The following is a 13,490-nucleotide window of genomic DNA, read 5'->3' as shown; positions in this document are numbered from 1 at the left end:
ATACAGAAGCATTTCTCCCAAAATTTCAGGACGCTCGATCTGACAAACGCAAAACAATCATTTATTTTCCAAATATAATGACAGAAGCAATTTCCATAAAAATAACGAATCCAAATAATGAAAAAGTTCTCGCAATTATTGAAGAATTGTCGACAAATCTTTATCTTCGTTTTGGAAGTGATGGAAAAAATTCTTTCACGGATTGGGAATATAATAATTCGAAATTTGTATTTGTCGTAGCCGAAATTAATAATGAAATTGTGGGCTGTGGCGCCATTAGACCAATTGATAATAGTACAGGAGAAGTTAAAAGAATGTATTCGAAATTTGCCGGAAAGAGAATTGGGCAAACGATTTTAGCATTTTTAGAAGATATAGCTTCAAAAAGTGATTATAAAGATTTGGTTTTAGAAACAAGAGTAAAAAATGAGCAAGCCACTCAGTTTTACCAAAAACAAGGATATAAAGTGATTCCGAATTACGGAAAATATGCAGATCGACCAGAAGCTATTTGTTTCGGAAAGTCTTTAAATCAAAATTTATAGCAAATGTATACGCCTGATATATACAAAAATGAAGATCCGGAATCGATTCGAACTTTTTTGAAAGAAAACAGTTTTGGAATCCTGATTAATCAAACTAACGGAAAATTATGTGCTACCCATATTCCGATAGAGCTTGAGATTAATGCTGAAGGAAAAGAAATTCTGCAAGGACATATTTCAAAACTAAATCCGCAAGCAGAAGGTTTTGCTGAGAACGATCAGGTATTAGCCGTATTTTCAGGTCCGCATAGCTATATTTCATCTTCATGGTATGATCATGAAAATGTACCAACTTGGAATTATATAGCCGTACATGTTTATGGCCGAATTAAAATTGTTGACGAAGAAAGTACAATTGAACAACTAAAAAAACTGGTTGATAAATACGAAACTGCTTCTGTAAATCCGGTTCGTGTTGAAGATTTATCTGCCAAAACGATGCGCGAAGCCAGAGGAATTTTTGGTTTTGAAATTGAAATTGATGAAATTCAGGCCACCAAAAAACTATCTCAAAACAGAGACGATCATAATTATAAAAACATAATTTCGGAATTGGAAAAAACTGAAAACCCTCAGGCTATTGCTGTTGCAGAAGAAATGTCAAAATGCCGAAAGTAAATTGGTTTTAACCATTGAAAATTAGGAATTCATAAGTACATTTGCACGCGCAAGATTCAGAAATTAAAAGACATTAAAATCAGATGCTTATAACTTTATTTTACTTCTTTATTGCTATTGTTGTTATTCAAATTTTCTACTATTTGGGAATTTTTGGGAAATTTGCTTTCAGTAAACCACAAAATATTACACCAAAAAATCTTCCGGTTTCAGTGATTGTCTGCGCTAAAAACGAAGAAGAAAACGTGAAAAAGTTTATTCCGTTATTAGCAGAACAAAATTATTCTGATTTCGAAATTGTTTTAATTGATGATGCGTCAAGCGATGAAACTTTAGAAGTGTTTGAAGAATTTGAAAGCCAATATCCAAATATTCGTTTAGTAAAAGTGCAAAATAATGAAGCATTTTGGGGCAACAAAAAATACGCTTTGACATTAGGAATAAAAGCTGCAAAAAAAGATTATTTACTTTTTACAGATGCAGATTGTTACCCAACTTCAAAAGACTGGATCACGGCAATGACCTCGCAATTTTCAACGGAAAAAACTATTGTTTTGGGTTACGGCGGTTACGAAAAAATAGAACGCTCTTTATTAAACAAAGTTGTACGTTTTGAAACCGTTTTAACAGCAGTACAATATTTTTCGTGGACAAAAGCCGGACTTCCGTATATGGGAGTTGGAAGAAACTTAGCGTATAAAAAAGAAGAGTTTTTTAATGTAAATGGTTTTATAGAACATATACAGGTTCGTTCCGGTGATGATGATTTGTTTATAAACCAAGCTGCAACTAAAGAAAATACAACAATTTCATATACACCTGAAAGTTTTACGTATTCAAAACCTAAGGAATCTTACAAGGAATGGTTTACCCAAAAAAGAAGACATATTTCGACTGCAGAACATTATAAGTTTTTTGATAAAATGCAGTTAGGTTTGTTTTTTACCTCACAATTATTCTTCTTTTTATTAGTTATTCTTTTGCTGTCTTTTCAATTTCAATGGATCGCTGTATTGGCTATTTTAGCTACACGTTACACTATTGTGTGGACTGTAATTGGATTTTCTGCGGGGAAATTAAAAGAAAATGACCTTAAAATATGGTTTCCTATTGTAGAAATCGTGCTTATATTCACGCAAATTAATATCTTTATAACTAATATCTTTTCAAAACCTGTACATTGGAAATAAATTCTAAAATAGAAAAAGCAAAAAAAGGCGACCAGATCGCCTTTACTTTTTTATTAGATTATTACTGGAATGAAGTTTATGGCTTCATGCTAAAACGTACCGAAAATGAAACTACTGCCGAAGATATTACTATTGAAACCTTCTCGAAAGCATTTGATAAAATTGCCAGTTACAATTCTGAATTTCAATTTAATACCTGGTTAATTGCGATTGCAAAAAATGTTTATATTGATTTATTACGCAAAAAGAAAACGAATCTTTTTATAGAAATCACAGATTCTGAAGATCAGCAGGCTTACAATATAGCCGACACTACACCGTCTGCAGAAGATGCCTTAATTAAGGAACAAAATCTCTCCCGTTTACTTCTTTGCATTAAAGAATTAAAACCACATTATCAGGAAGTAATCCAATTACGTTATTTTCAGGAAATGACGTATCAGGAAATTGCGCTCAAAATAAATGAGCCTCTGAGCAATGTAAAAGTAAAATTACTTCGTGCTAAAAAATTATTAGCAGAAATCATCGAACGTAATAGATAATTTATTATCTTTAGGTAAAGAATAAAATATAATTCTATTTTTTCTTAAAAAAATAAATTATTCATATACTAAAACAACAACTTCTGCGTTGTTAGCTAAAACCAAAAAACTTTACTGCCTATGATTTAATGTTTACTTAACCTTAAAATCCATAAACATGTCTAAATCAAACATCTACGAAACCACTTGGACTGACCTTGTTTTCGAAAACAAAAACAAAGAGTACGGCGCGTATCAATTACGCCAGGAGAATTCAAAAACAACAATTACAGCGCTATTTATGGGACTGGTATTATTGGCAGGTGTGACAAGTGTGCCCCTGTTGATTAATATGTTGAGGAAACCTACTATCGTAGAAAGCACTCCTCCCCCATTTGATCCACACGTTGTTGTTGTAAATGTAGACCCAACCGTTGTGCCACCGCCGCCAGCACCACCTGCGCCACCAGTACAACAAACTACGGCTCCGGTAACAGATGTAAGTCAATTAACACATCCTGTTGTAGTTAGTACTGATCAGGCTGTAGACAACATTGCTAAAAACACTGAAAATCACGCTCTTGTTGACAATGCTACTCCGGGAACGGGAACCATAGAAAATGTAGTACCTGGAAACGGAGGCACTGGTGATGCTGTAGCTCCACCAGCAGTAGACCCTAATACTCCTGTAATTGCAGCTGTATTAGACAAATTGCCGGAATTTCCTGGAGGTATGAATAAGTTTTACACTTACGTAGGAAACAATTTTAACAGACCTGAATTAGAGTCTGAAAAAGTACTAAAAGTATATGTTTCGTTTGTAATCGAAAGAGACGGTTCTATAACTGATATCATGGTAAAAAATGATCCTGGTTACGGAATGGGTAAAGAAGCTATTAGAGTTTTGAAATCATTAAAAACAAAATGGATTCCTGGAGTCTTAAACGGAAAAGCAGTAAGAACTGCCTACAACCTTCCGATAACAATAAAAACCGAAATGGAATAAATAAAATAAGTAAATAACAAAAAGCAGAATTTAGGTTCTGCTTTTTTTATGTCTTTTATTTTTAATGAAACAGTAAAAAAATTTATAAACCATTAAGAGATTATGGAAGATTAAGTTTTGTGCTTGATTTATTAATATTAATTTTAACCTCAAGCGAACCTCAATTTATTTAAGCTAATGCCTTTTACTTTTTCTCATCCTGCGATAATTTTACCTTTTAAATATTTGCCTAAAAAATGGTTTTCATTAACCGGACTTGTAATTGGAAGTTTAACTCCGGATTTTGAATATTTTATTCGGATGAAGGTTCAAAGCATTTACAGTCATACCCTTTATGGAATATTTTGGTTTGATCTTCCTTTGGGAATCTTACTTGCATTTATCTTTCATAATATTGTTAGAAATGATTTATACAATAATTTACCTCAAATTATTAAATCAAGAGTTCTTCCTTTTTCTAATTTTAATTGGAATAATTATTTTAAAACTAATTGGTTTGTTGTCATAATTTCAATTATAATTGGAATTGCATCGCATATTTTTTGGGACGGTTTTACTCATGATCACGGTTATTTTGTTAATCATATTCCTGAACTCAGAAATTCAGTTGTTCTATTTGGCAAAGAAATCCCTGTTTTAAAAATAGCGCAGCATTTAAGTAGTTTAATTGGAGCAATTATTATAATATTTTCGATATCAAAACTTCCAAAAAATAATATTTCTATAACTTCAATACATAAAACATATTGGTTTTTCGTATTTTCTTTTACTACGATAATTTTTATAATTAGATTTTTAAACGGTCTTGATTTTAAAGCATTCGGAAATATTATAGTTTCTATAATTTCGGCGGTTTTACTTTCACTTATTTTGACGCCACTTTTTATGAAAGCAATTCGTAAAAATTAACAAAATGCCTTACTTTTACATCTCTTTAAAAGGCAAAAACAATTATTAAAACTAAAAATTAAAAAATGGGAATATTTTCAGCACTTCTTGGCAACGCAGGTTCTGTAAGTCAGGAAGATTTAATTAAAAAATACGGACAGCTTTTGACTGATTCGGAAGAAATCGAAATGGGTTTTAAATTAATCCGCGATACTTTTATCTTCACAAACAAAAGATTAATTTTAGTTGATGTTCAGGGAATAACAGGAAGCAAAACCGAATACAAATCGATTGCTTACAAAAGTATCACAAGATTTAGCGTAGAAACGGCCGGAACTTTTGATCTTGACGCCGAATTAAAAATTTGGGTTGCAAGCGAATTACAACCAAGTATCGTAAAACAATTTAATAAATCTGTAAATGTATATGATGTGCAAAAAGTATTGGCATATCACGTTTTAGGTTAATCTTAAAATAAAAAACCCGACAAATTTTAGAAACTTGTCGGGTTTGTTTTCATGACTTCAGAAATTATTATTTCTTTTTTGTTGTCGTTTTTTTTGTGGTTGTTGTTTTCTTTGTCGTAGTTTTTGTGGCAACTGGAACGGTATTTACAATTTTCTGTTGTACATATGCTTTATACAAACCATCTTTTTCTGCTCTCTTTTTAGCATCTTCTGCTCTTTGTTTTGAATCGGGATGCGAGCTCATCATTTGATCAATAAATGAAGATTCGGTTCCTTCGCTCATTTTAGCTAAAATTCTAAACGCAGATTCTTCGGCGTTTACATTATAACCATTCTTTTTCAGGAAATTGTATGAAAATAAATCGGCTTCGGCTTCTTGCTTACGGCTAAATTTACTGTCAATAATAGAACTTCCAATTTTTCCTAACTGACTATCTGTAACACTTGCAACTGTTGTCGATTGAGAAGCTGCTGCATCCATTAAAGCTTCTTTTTTATAAGCTGCTTTTATCGCATCCTGCGAATCGTGATTAGCAACGTGACCAATTTCGTGGCCAATTACGGCAAGCAATTCATTATCATCCATAATATCCATCAAACCAGAATATACACGAACGCTTCCGTCAGCGGTTGCGAAAGCATTTACTTCTTTCAATTTGTAAACTTTATAATTTAAAGTATATCCATCGCCGGCAGTATATTTTCCAAAAACCCTGTTTAATCTTATAGTGTATCCATCTGTAGCGGCTGCAACTTCATTTTCAGTATCCATTTTATCTACTGCTGCCTTAGATAATGCAGCTGCATCAGCATTACTAAATGTAAAGCCGCTAACGCCTTTTTGAAGCGCTCCTATAGCTTTATCTCCCAAATTAATTTGCGCGTTCATCTTAGTAAAACCAAATGTGGCAAATAAAACTCCCAATACGATAAATTTCTTTTTCATGTTTTTTATTATTACAATTTAACAGCAAATGTAGTACAAGATTAATGCCGTTTCAATTTGTTAAAGACTATTTTTTAACAAATAAAGATATAAATTTTAAATGAGTAAAAATCAATCAGATATCATAATTATTCTTTCTCTTTCGATAAACAAAAGAAAAAAGCACACTTTAATTAAATGACTTACTCTAAAAGTAACATTTTAACATCTTAACTATTTTATCATCAAATCAGTTTTAGAAAACGTCAACACTTGAATACCAAATTAAATGGCAAACGAATCTCCAAATAAACTACATTGCTTATCTTTGTACTTTGAATTTTGATATATGGAAACAGTCATTGAAAATATACCAACTGGAAAACCTAAATGGTTAAAGGTTAAACTTCCAATTGGACAAAAATATACTGAACTTCGTGGTTTAGTTGATAAATACAGCTTAAATACCATTTGTACCTCAGGAAGCTGCCCAAATATGGGAGAATGCTGGGGAGAAGGAACAGCCACTTTTATGATTTTAGGAAACGTTTGTACACGTTCTTGCGGATTTTGCGGTGTAAAAACCGGAAGACCTGAAACGGTAGATTGGGACGAACCTGAAAAAGTAGCGCGTTCTATAAAAATCATGAACATTAAACACGCTGTAATTACAAGTGTTGACAGAGATGATTTAAAAGATGGCGGTTCTATTATATGGATTGAAACTGTAAAAGCAATCCGCAGAATGAACCCTAATACAACGCTTGAAACTTTGATTCCTGATTTTCAGGGAATCGAAAGAAACATTGACAGAATTGTTGAAGCAAATCCTGAAGTCGTTTCACACAATGTTGAAACCGTTCGTCGTTTAACACGCGAAGTACGTATTCAGGCAAAATACGACCGTAGTCTTGAAGTTTTGCGTTATCTGAAAGAAAAAGGAATTAACAGAACCAAATCTGGTATTATGTTAGGTCTTGGAGAAACTGAAGAAGAAGTTTTTCAAACTATGACAGATTTACGTAATGCAAATGTTGACGTTGTTACTATTGGCCAATACCTACAGCCTAGTAAAAAACATTTACCTGTAAAAGAATTTATTACACCGGATCAATTTGCAAAGTATGAAAAATTTGGTCTTGAGTTGGGTTTCCGTCACGTCGAAAGCGGACCTTTAGTTCGTTCTTCCTACAAAGCACAAAAACACATTTTATAAAAAGGTTATTTGTTTAATCGTTTTAATCGTACACACAATTAAACGATTAAACATCTGAACGATTAAACAAATAAAAAAACATTGAAAACTAGAATTGCTATTAATGGTTTTGGAAGAATTGGCAGAAATTTATTTCGTCTTCTTTTAAACCATCCTGATATTGAAGTCGTTGCTATTAACGATATTGCTGATAACAAAACGATGTCGCATTTGATTAAATACGACAGTATTCACGGTGTTTTACCTTTTAAAGTAAGTCACGACGAAAAAGGAATTATTGTTAATGAAAAGCATTATTTGTTTTTCCATGAAAAAAACATTTTAAATTTAGACTGGAAAAGCCATAATATTGATTTTGTAGTAGAATCTACGGGAAAATATAAAACGCACGAAGAGTTAAACAGACATATTGAAGCCGGAGCAAAAAAGGTGATTCTTTCTGCCCCGTCTGAAGTTGAGACTATAAAAACAGTTGTTCTTGGTGTAAATGAAAATATTCTGGACGGAACAGAAACTATTGTTTCGAATGCAAGCTGTACAACAAATAACGCCGCCCCGATGATCAAAATCATCGATGAATTGTGCGGAATCGAGCAAGCGTATATTACAACCATACATTCTTACACAACAGATCAAAGTCTTCACGACCAGCCACATAAAGATTTACGCCGCGCAAGAGGTGCAAGTCAGTCCATCGTTCCAACAACTACAGGTGCTGCTAAGGCATTAACGAAAATTTTCCCTAAATTGCATGAGAAAATCGGAGGTTGCGGAATTCGCGTTCCAGTCCCGGATGGCTCATTGACAGATATTACATTTAATGTAAAACGTGCTGTAACGATTGAAGAAATTAATAAAGCATTTGAAGAAGCCTCAAAAACAAATTTAAAAGGAATATTAGATTATACAGAAGATCCAATAGTTTCTGTTGATATAATTGGCAATACACATTCGTGCTTATTTGACGCACAACTAACATCCGTTATCGATAAAATGGTAAAAGTTGTGGGTTGGTACGATAATGAAATTGGCTATTCATCAAGATTAATAGATTTGATTTTACTGATAAGAAAAACATAGCATTCATTGTAAAAGCATTGCCATACATGAAATACCACCTTTTTATTCTTGTTTATTTTTTTAATTCGTTTTTGTATTCTCAAACCAAACAGAATACAGATAGTATTTTCTATTATAACAAATTAGCAAACTCAAACCTTAATAAAAAGAAATACGATCAGGCTATTTTTTACACAAAAAAATCAATCGATTTTTGCGAAACCAACCACAAAGCTGAAAACTTAGCCAATCAAACCTTTAAACTTGGAAAGATATATTACGGGCAAAAAAAGTATGACGAAGCGTTAAAAAATTTTCATAGAAGCGTTTTTCTCTTCGATAAAATAAATCCAACCTGTACCAAAGTTTTAGCATTACATTATATTGGCGTAACCAATACTGCAAAAGGCAACGATGAAACTGCTGACATTTATTACAAAAAAGCAGCCGATCTTTTAAAAAAATTAAACATTGTTGACCATGCCGAAGTTTTAAATTACCAAAAGGCAATAGTATTAAAAAGAAGTAATAATTTACCCGAAGCTGCAAAGTTCTTCCAAAAAATAATTGAAAGACCGGATAATCCTTCTCTTTTAAAAACAAAAACAGATTCTTATTATCAGCTTGGCTTAATCGAAACAAAACTAAAACGAAATGATTCGGCTATTATATATTTTGATAAAGCTTTAGATTACAATGAGAAAACGAATAGTTTAGTTCAGAAATCAAAAATCATTTTAGCGATTAGTGAATATTACAAAGAAAATAAAAACTTTGACCTCGCCTATTCCTATCTCGATGAACATTACCAAATCGAGAATTACATTCTAAAACTAAAAAATGCGAAGCTTGATTTGAATGAATTTCAAAAATTCAAAAAAAATCAATCTTTAAACAATACGATCAAACGCGAAAACGAAGAAAAAATTCAGCTTAAAACATACCGATATTCTAAACTCGTAAGTATTTTAGCGATTGCTCTTATTTCTATTTTATCTCTTTTGAGTTTAGCTTTATATAAAAACAATATTATTCGGAATCAGAATAATTTACTTTTAAGAGAAAAAAATAAAGAACTAATTCTGGCAAAAAACAAAGCCGAAAAAGCATCAAAAGCCAGATCAGAATTTTTATCGACCGTAAGTCATGAACTCCGGACTCCGCTAAATGCAATTAACGGAATCACACATTTGCTTCTTGAAGACAATCCCAAAAAGACACAATTAAAATATCTTGAATCTCTAAAATTCTCCGGAAATTACCTTACTACTTTCATCAATGAGATTCTTGAAATTAATAAAATAGATTCTACTAAGGTCGAAATCGAAAATATTTCTTTCAATTTAAAAGCGCTTTTATTCAATATTCAAACCTCTTTGATAGAATTAGCCACTGCCAATAAAAACTATTTTAATCTTGAAATAGACAAAGCAATTCCTGATAATTTACTTGGCGATCCTACCAAAATATCTCAAATTATCCTAAATTTAATCAACAATGCATTAAAATTTACGCAGAATGGAAATGTAAATGTTATTGCGAAATTATATGCTTTAGAAGAAGAAACGGCGACGATTTATTTTGAAATTGTTGATACCGGAATTGGTATTCCTGAAGACAAATTACAATCTGTTTTTGAAAGTTTTTCGCAAGGATCGATAGAAGTAAACAGAAAATATGGCGGAACCGGTTTGGGACTTACTATTGTAAAAAAATTAATTGAGCTTTTAGGCGGCGAGATAAAACTAAAAAGTGAGGTTGGAAAAGGTTCTACTTTTACCTTCAAATTAAATTTCAGCATCAATAAGGAGCCTTTAGAAATTGTTGAAGAAACTAAACCATACAACGACAAACAACTCAAACACAAATCGATTTTATTGATTGAAGACAACAAAATCAATCAGATGATTACGCGAAAAATGTTGGAAAACAAAGACATTTGCTGCGAAATTATAGATAATGGCGAGGATGCTGTCGAGCTTTTAAAAATCAAGCGATTTGATATGATTCTTATGGATGTTCACTTACCAGGAATCAACGGAACTACAGCTACAAAACAAATCAGGGAATTTGACAAAATGACTCCAATTATCGCATTGACAGCTATTTCGCTTGACGAAAACAGAGATATGCTTTTGTCTTTCGGGATGAATGATGTAATTACAAAACCTTTTGCTCCTGATGAATTCTATAGTACAATTGCTAAGTTTTTCAATTGATTTTTTTTAAGATTCTGAGGTACTAAGCTGCTAAGATTCTAAGTTATTTTTGACATACTCTAAAACTGTCGCATCAAAACTTTGCTGATGATTAATGAAAGTACTTTTTATTGGCAAATAATACAATTGCGAAACCAATTTAGAATCTTTTAAACGAACATAATCTTTCTCAGTTGTAATTATTTTTTTGCCTTCTGCTTTATTCTGAATCGAATCTAAATCTTCATCAGAAAAATGGTGATGATCCGGAAAAGTCAAACATTCGTTCTTTTCATCTTTTAGAAAATCAAAAAACGGTTTTGGTTTTGCAATTCCCGCCAAAAGCAATTTTGATTCACTTTTGACTTCATTAACCGCAATTTTTTCATCTTTACTATAAATAGCATTATCATAATCGATAAAAGTAAAATACAATTGCTGCGAACTGCTCAGCTTTAACTTTAAGCGAATTTCGCTTTGTTTTGTATCTGATAAATCTTTTGGGCATTTGGTTACAATTACAATACTGGCTCTATTGGCTCCGCTCCTACTCTCACGAAGATTTCCGGTTGGCAGCATAAAATCATCGGCATATAAATCGTCGTAAGAACTTAGTAAAATATAAAAACCAGCTTTAACTTTTCGGTGTTGATAAGCATCATCCAACAAAATTATTTGTGGTTTTTCATTCTGCGAAAGCAATTGTGTAATTCCGTTTGTTCTGTTTGCATCAACCGCAACCTGAATATTTGGAAATTTTTGATAAAACTGAAAAGGTTCATCACCCAAAATTTCAGCATTTGAAGTAGAATCGGCTAAAACAAAACCTTCTGACTTACGTTTATAACCACGACTTAACGTAGCGATTTTATATTTATCAGATAATAATCGAATTAGATATTCTATTTGAGGTGTTTTTCCGGTTCCGCCAACGCTTAGATTTCCAACTGCAATTACAGGAATATCAAACGAAGTCGATTTTAGAATTCCTTTATCAAAAAGAAAATTCCTAAATGAAGTAATAAGTCCGTATAAAACGGCGAAAGGGAAAAGTAATATTCGAAGTAATTTCATAAAGTTATTTATCAGAATAATGTCCCATGGCTGAGATTACAAACACGGTTACAACTTCAACTTCAACACGATAAATCAACCGATCCTTTTGATTAATTTTTCTTGACCATAATCCTGAATATTCATATTTCAATTGCTCAGGACTACCAAATCCTTCGTATGGATTTTCTGTTAGATCAATTAAAATTCTAGTAATGTTTTTAATAGAAATTTTATTTCCTGATTTTTTATGTTTTTCAATATCCTGATTTGCGCTTTTAGTTACTTCAACCCTAAACTTCCCCATATATCATTTGGATCTAGCGTTGTAGTTTCGCCATTCTTAATATTTTCTTCTGCTTTTTTAACTTTTTCAATAAATTCAGAACTATAAATACTACGTTCTTCATTTACCTGTCCATAAGCTGGCTCAACGATCTCAATACCTTCTACACCTTTAAAAAAAGCTTCAAACATCTCCATAAATGCTTTTCCTGTCTTCGTTTGTTCGTTAATTTTTATTGTAGTCATAACTTTAGGTTTAGAACTACAAATATACAAAATACATATCATTTCTATATCTAATTTAAATGAGATACATACTTCTTCAAACTAAATAAGTATAATATTTTTCGTTAATTTGTTTAAGGTTTTACATTACACAAAAAACTTGAAACCTAAAACTTTGAACCTGAAACAAAATTCAATGAAAATCAAAAATATAATAAAAGTTCTCGAAGAAATGGCACCTTTGGCTTACGCCGAAGATTTTGACAACGTTGGACTTTTAGTCGGAAATGCTGAAACAGAAAGTACCGGAGTTTTAGTTTGTCACGATGCGCTGGAAAATGTAATTGACGAAGCTATTGCAAAAAACTGCAATTTGGTGGTTTGTTTTCACCCGATTTTATTTTCAGGAATCAAAAAAATTACGGGCAAGAATTATGTCGAACGCGCGATTTTAAAAGCCATTAAAAATGATATTGCGATTTATGCCGTTCACACCGCTTTAGACAATCATTCGGCTGGAGTTAATAAAATCTTCTGTGATGCTTTAGGTTTGATAAATACAAAAGTTTTGATTCCGAAGCAGAATTTTATTCAAAAATTAGTGACTTTTACCGTTCCTGATAACGCTCAAAAAGTACGTCAGGCTTTATTTGACGCCGGCGCAGGAACGATTGGAAATTATGAAAATTGCAGTTTTAATTCAAACGGAACCGGAACTTACAAAGGCAATTCAAACAGTAATCCCGTAATTGGAAAACGTCATGAATTGACTGAAACAGAAGAAATAAAAATTGAAGTTACGTTCGAAAAACACTTACAATCTAAAATTCTAAAAGCACTTTTTACCAATCATATTTATGAAGAAGTAGCTTATGAAATTTATGATCTTCAAAATTCACATCAAAATATTGGTTTGGGAATGATTGGTGAATTTGAAACTGAAATGGATGAAAAAGATTTTCTGCTTTTTGTAAAAGACAAAATGATTGCCCGCGGCATTCGGCATTCTGTCTTTACAGGAAAAAAAATAAAGAAAGTTGCTGTTTTGGGAGGTTCCGGAAGTTTCGCCATCAAAAATGCAATTATGGCCGGAGCCGATGCTTTTTTGACTGCTGATTTAAAATACCATCAGTTTTACGAAGCAGAAAACCGACTACTTTTAGCCGATATTGGTCATTTTGAGAGTGAACGCTATACAAAAAACTATATTGTTGATTATCTTCGAAAAAAAATCCTTAATTTTGCCATCATTTTATCAGAAGAAAATACAAATCCAGTTAAGTACTTATAGAAT

Annotated in this window: 15 protein-coding genes; 11 read left to right on the top strand and 4 right to left on the bottom strand. The window is 32.1% G+C overall.

Annotated features, from left to right (window positions below):
• The first annotated feature begins 77 nt into the window (after positions 1-77).
• From ACZ0AH_RS04360 to ACZ0AH_RS04330, 7 genes are all read left to right on the top strand, one after another.
• Positions 78-545, top strand: a complete 468-nt coding sequence (locus tag ACZ0AH_RS04360) for a GNAT family N-acetyltransferase (protein ID WP_463474629.1) — start codon at positions 78-80, stop codon at positions 543-545.
• A 3-nt stretch (positions 546-548) separates the two neighbouring features.
• Positions 549-1,163, top strand: a complete 615-nt coding sequence (locus ACZ0AH_RS04355) for an FMN-binding negative transcriptional regulator (RefSeq protein ID WP_463474628.1) — start codon at positions 549-551, stop codon at positions 1,161-1,163.
• A gap of 83 nt (positions 1,164-1,246) precedes the next feature.
• A complete protein-coding gene (locus ACZ0AH_RS04350; protein WP_463474627.1) occupies positions 1,247-2,353 on the top strand; it encodes a glycosyltransferase in 1,107 nt (368 codons plus the stop codon).
• A complete protein-coding gene (locus ACZ0AH_RS04345) occupies positions 2,344-2,895 on the top strand; it encodes an RNA polymerase sigma factor (protein ID WP_463474626.1) in 552 nt (183 codons plus the stop codon). Before ACZ0AH_RS04350 ends, ACZ0AH_RS04345 begins: the two co-directional genes overlap by 10 nt.
• A gap of 157 nt (positions 2,896-3,052) precedes the next feature.
• On the top strand, positions 3,053-3,880 hold the full coding sequence (locus ACZ0AH_RS04340; protein WP_463474625.1) for an energy transducer TonB: 828 nt from the start codon (positions 3,053-3,055) through the stop codon (positions 3,878-3,880).
• 177 nt (positions 3,881-4,057) lie between these two features.
• Positions 4,058-4,789 carry a DUF4184 family protein gene (locus ACZ0AH_RS04335; RefSeq protein ID WP_463474624.1) on the top strand — a complete coding sequence of 244 codons (732 nt, stop codon included), beginning with the start codon at positions 4,058-4,060 and terminating at the stop codon, positions 4,787-4,789.
• Between the two features lie 65 nt (positions 4,790-4,854).
• Complete coding sequence (locus tag ACZ0AH_RS04330) at positions 4,855-5,235, top strand: PH domain-containing protein (RefSeq protein WP_463474623.1); 381 nt, start codon at positions 4,855-4,857, stop codon at positions 5,233-5,235.
• A 67-nt stretch (positions 5,236-5,302) separates the two neighbouring features.
• Here ACZ0AH_RS04330 and ACZ0AH_RS04325 read toward each other — a convergent pair whose 3' ends face one another.
• A complete protein-coding gene (locus ACZ0AH_RS04325) occupies positions 5,303-6,181 on the bottom strand; it encodes a M48 family metalloprotease (protein ID WP_463474622.1) in 879 nt (292 codons plus the stop codon).
• Between the two features lie 328 nt (positions 6,182-6,509).
• Here ACZ0AH_RS04325 and lipA point away from each other — a divergent pair, with 328 nt between their 5' ends.
• The 3 genes from lipA to ACZ0AH_RS04310 all read left to right on the top strand — a co-directional run bounded on the left by lipA (position 6,510) and on the right by ACZ0AH_RS04310 (position 10,654).
• The gene (lipA, locus tag ACZ0AH_RS04320; protein ID WP_047774095.1) at positions 6,510-7,376 is read left to right on the top strand and encodes a lipoyl synthase; all 867 of its coding nucleotides are present in this window, start codon (positions 6,510-6,512) and stop codon (positions 7,374-7,376) included.
• An 81-nt stretch (positions 7,377-7,457) separates the two neighbouring features.
• Positions 7,458-8,456 carry a type I glyceraldehyde-3-phosphate dehydrogenase gene (gene gap / locus ACZ0AH_RS04315; RefSeq protein WP_463474621.1) on the top strand — a complete coding sequence of 333 codons (999 nt, stop codon included), beginning with the start codon at positions 7,458-7,460 and terminating at the stop codon, positions 8,454-8,456.
• A gap of 26 nt (positions 8,457-8,482) precedes the next feature.
• A complete protein-coding gene (locus ACZ0AH_RS04310; RefSeq protein WP_463474620.1) occupies positions 8,483-10,654 on the top strand; it encodes a tetratricopeptide repeat-containing hybrid sensor histidine kinase/response regulator in 2,172 nt (723 codons plus the stop codon).
• Positions 10,655-10,684: 30 nt separating this feature from the next.
• Here the strand turns inward: ACZ0AH_RS04310 and lpxK are convergent, their stop codons facing one another.
• Genes lpxK through ACZ0AH_RS04295 form a run of 3 tightly spaced genes read right to left on the bottom strand, consistent with a single transcriptional unit; the run spans position 10,685 to position 12,217 of the window.
• On the bottom strand, positions 10,685-11,707 hold the full coding sequence (gene lpxK / locus ACZ0AH_RS04305; RefSeq protein WP_463474619.1) for a tetraacyldisaccharide 4'-kinase: 1,023 nt from the start codon (positions 11,705-11,707) through the stop codon (positions 10,685-10,687).
• Between the two features lie 4 nt (positions 11,708-11,711).
• Entirely contained in the window at positions 11,712-11,993 is a 282-nt protein-coding gene (locus tag ACZ0AH_RS04300) for a Txe/YoeB family addiction module toxin (protein WP_463474618.1), read from the bottom strand.
• Positions 11,969-12,217: a DUF2683 family protein gene (locus ACZ0AH_RS04295; protein WP_463474617.1), complete on the bottom strand. Its 249-nt coding sequence runs from the start codon at positions 12,215-12,217 to the stop codon at positions 11,969-11,971. The genes ACZ0AH_RS04300 and ACZ0AH_RS04295 overlap by 25 nt, the downstream gene beginning before the upstream one ends.
• A gap of 175 nt (positions 12,218-12,392) precedes the next feature.
• On the opposite strand from ACZ0AH_RS04295, the gene ACZ0AH_RS04290 reads away from it, so the two are divergent.
• Positions 12,393-13,487: a Nif3-like dinuclear metal center hexameric protein gene (locus ACZ0AH_RS04290; protein WP_463474616.1), complete on the top strand. Its 1,095-nt coding sequence runs from the start codon at positions 12,393-12,395 to the stop codon at positions 13,485-13,487.
• Positions 13,488-13,490 lie beyond the last annotated feature (3 nt).

It is taken from the genome of Flavobacterium sp. AC105, from assembly GCF_979258495.1.
The sequence above is the reverse complement of the archived record's forward strand: the minus strand, read 5'-3'. Positions and strand labels throughout refer to the sequence as shown.

Coding starts and splice junctions, on each gene's coding strand:
- ACZ0AH_RS04360 (WP_463474629.1), top strand. CDS start 78: ATGACAGAAGCAATTTCCATAAAAATAACGAATCCAAATAATGAAAAA.
- ACZ0AH_RS04355 (WP_463474628.1), top strand. CDS start 549: ATGTATACGCCTGATATATACAAAAATGAAGATCCGGAATCGATTCGA.
- ACZ0AH_RS04350 (WP_463474627.1), top strand. CDS start 1,247: ATGCTTATAACTTTATTTTACTTCTTTATTGCTATTGTTGTTATTCAA.
- ACZ0AH_RS04340 (WP_463474625.1), top strand. CDS start 3,053: ATGTCTAAATCAAACATCTACGAAACCACTTGGACTGACCTTGTTTTC.
- ACZ0AH_RS04335 (WP_463474624.1), top strand. CDS start 4,058: ATGCCTTTTACTTTTTCTCATCCTGCGATAATTTTACCTTTTAAATAT.
- ACZ0AH_RS04330 (WP_463474623.1), top strand. CDS start 4,855: ATGGGAATATTTTCAGCACTTCTTGGCAACGCAGGTTCTGTAAGTCAG.
- ACZ0AH_RS04325 (WP_463474622.1), bottom strand. CDS start 6,181: ATGAAAAAGAAATTTATCGTATTGGGAGTTTTATTTGCCACATTTGGT.
- lipA (WP_047774095.1), top strand. CDS start 6,510: ATGGAAACAGTCATTGAAAATATACCAACTGGAAAACCTAAATGGTTA.
- ACZ0AH_RS04310 (WP_463474620.1), top strand. CDS start 8,483: ATGAAATACCACCTTTTTATTCTTGTTTATTTTTTTAATTCGTTTTTG.
- lpxK (WP_463474619.1), bottom strand. CDS start 11,707: ATGAAATTACTTCGAATATTACTTTTCCCTTTCGCCGTTTTATACGGA.
- ACZ0AH_RS04300 (WP_463474618.1), bottom strand. CDS start 11,993: ATGGGGAAGTTTAGGGTTGAAGTAACTAAAAGCGCAAATCAGGATATT.
- ACZ0AH_RS04295 (WP_463474617.1), bottom strand. CDS start 12,217: ATGACTACAATAAAAATTAACGAACAAACGAAGACAGGAAAAGCATTT.
- ACZ0AH_RS04290 (WP_463474616.1), top strand. CDS start 12,393: ATGAAAATCAAAAATATAATAAAAGTTCTCGAAGAAATGGCACCTTTG.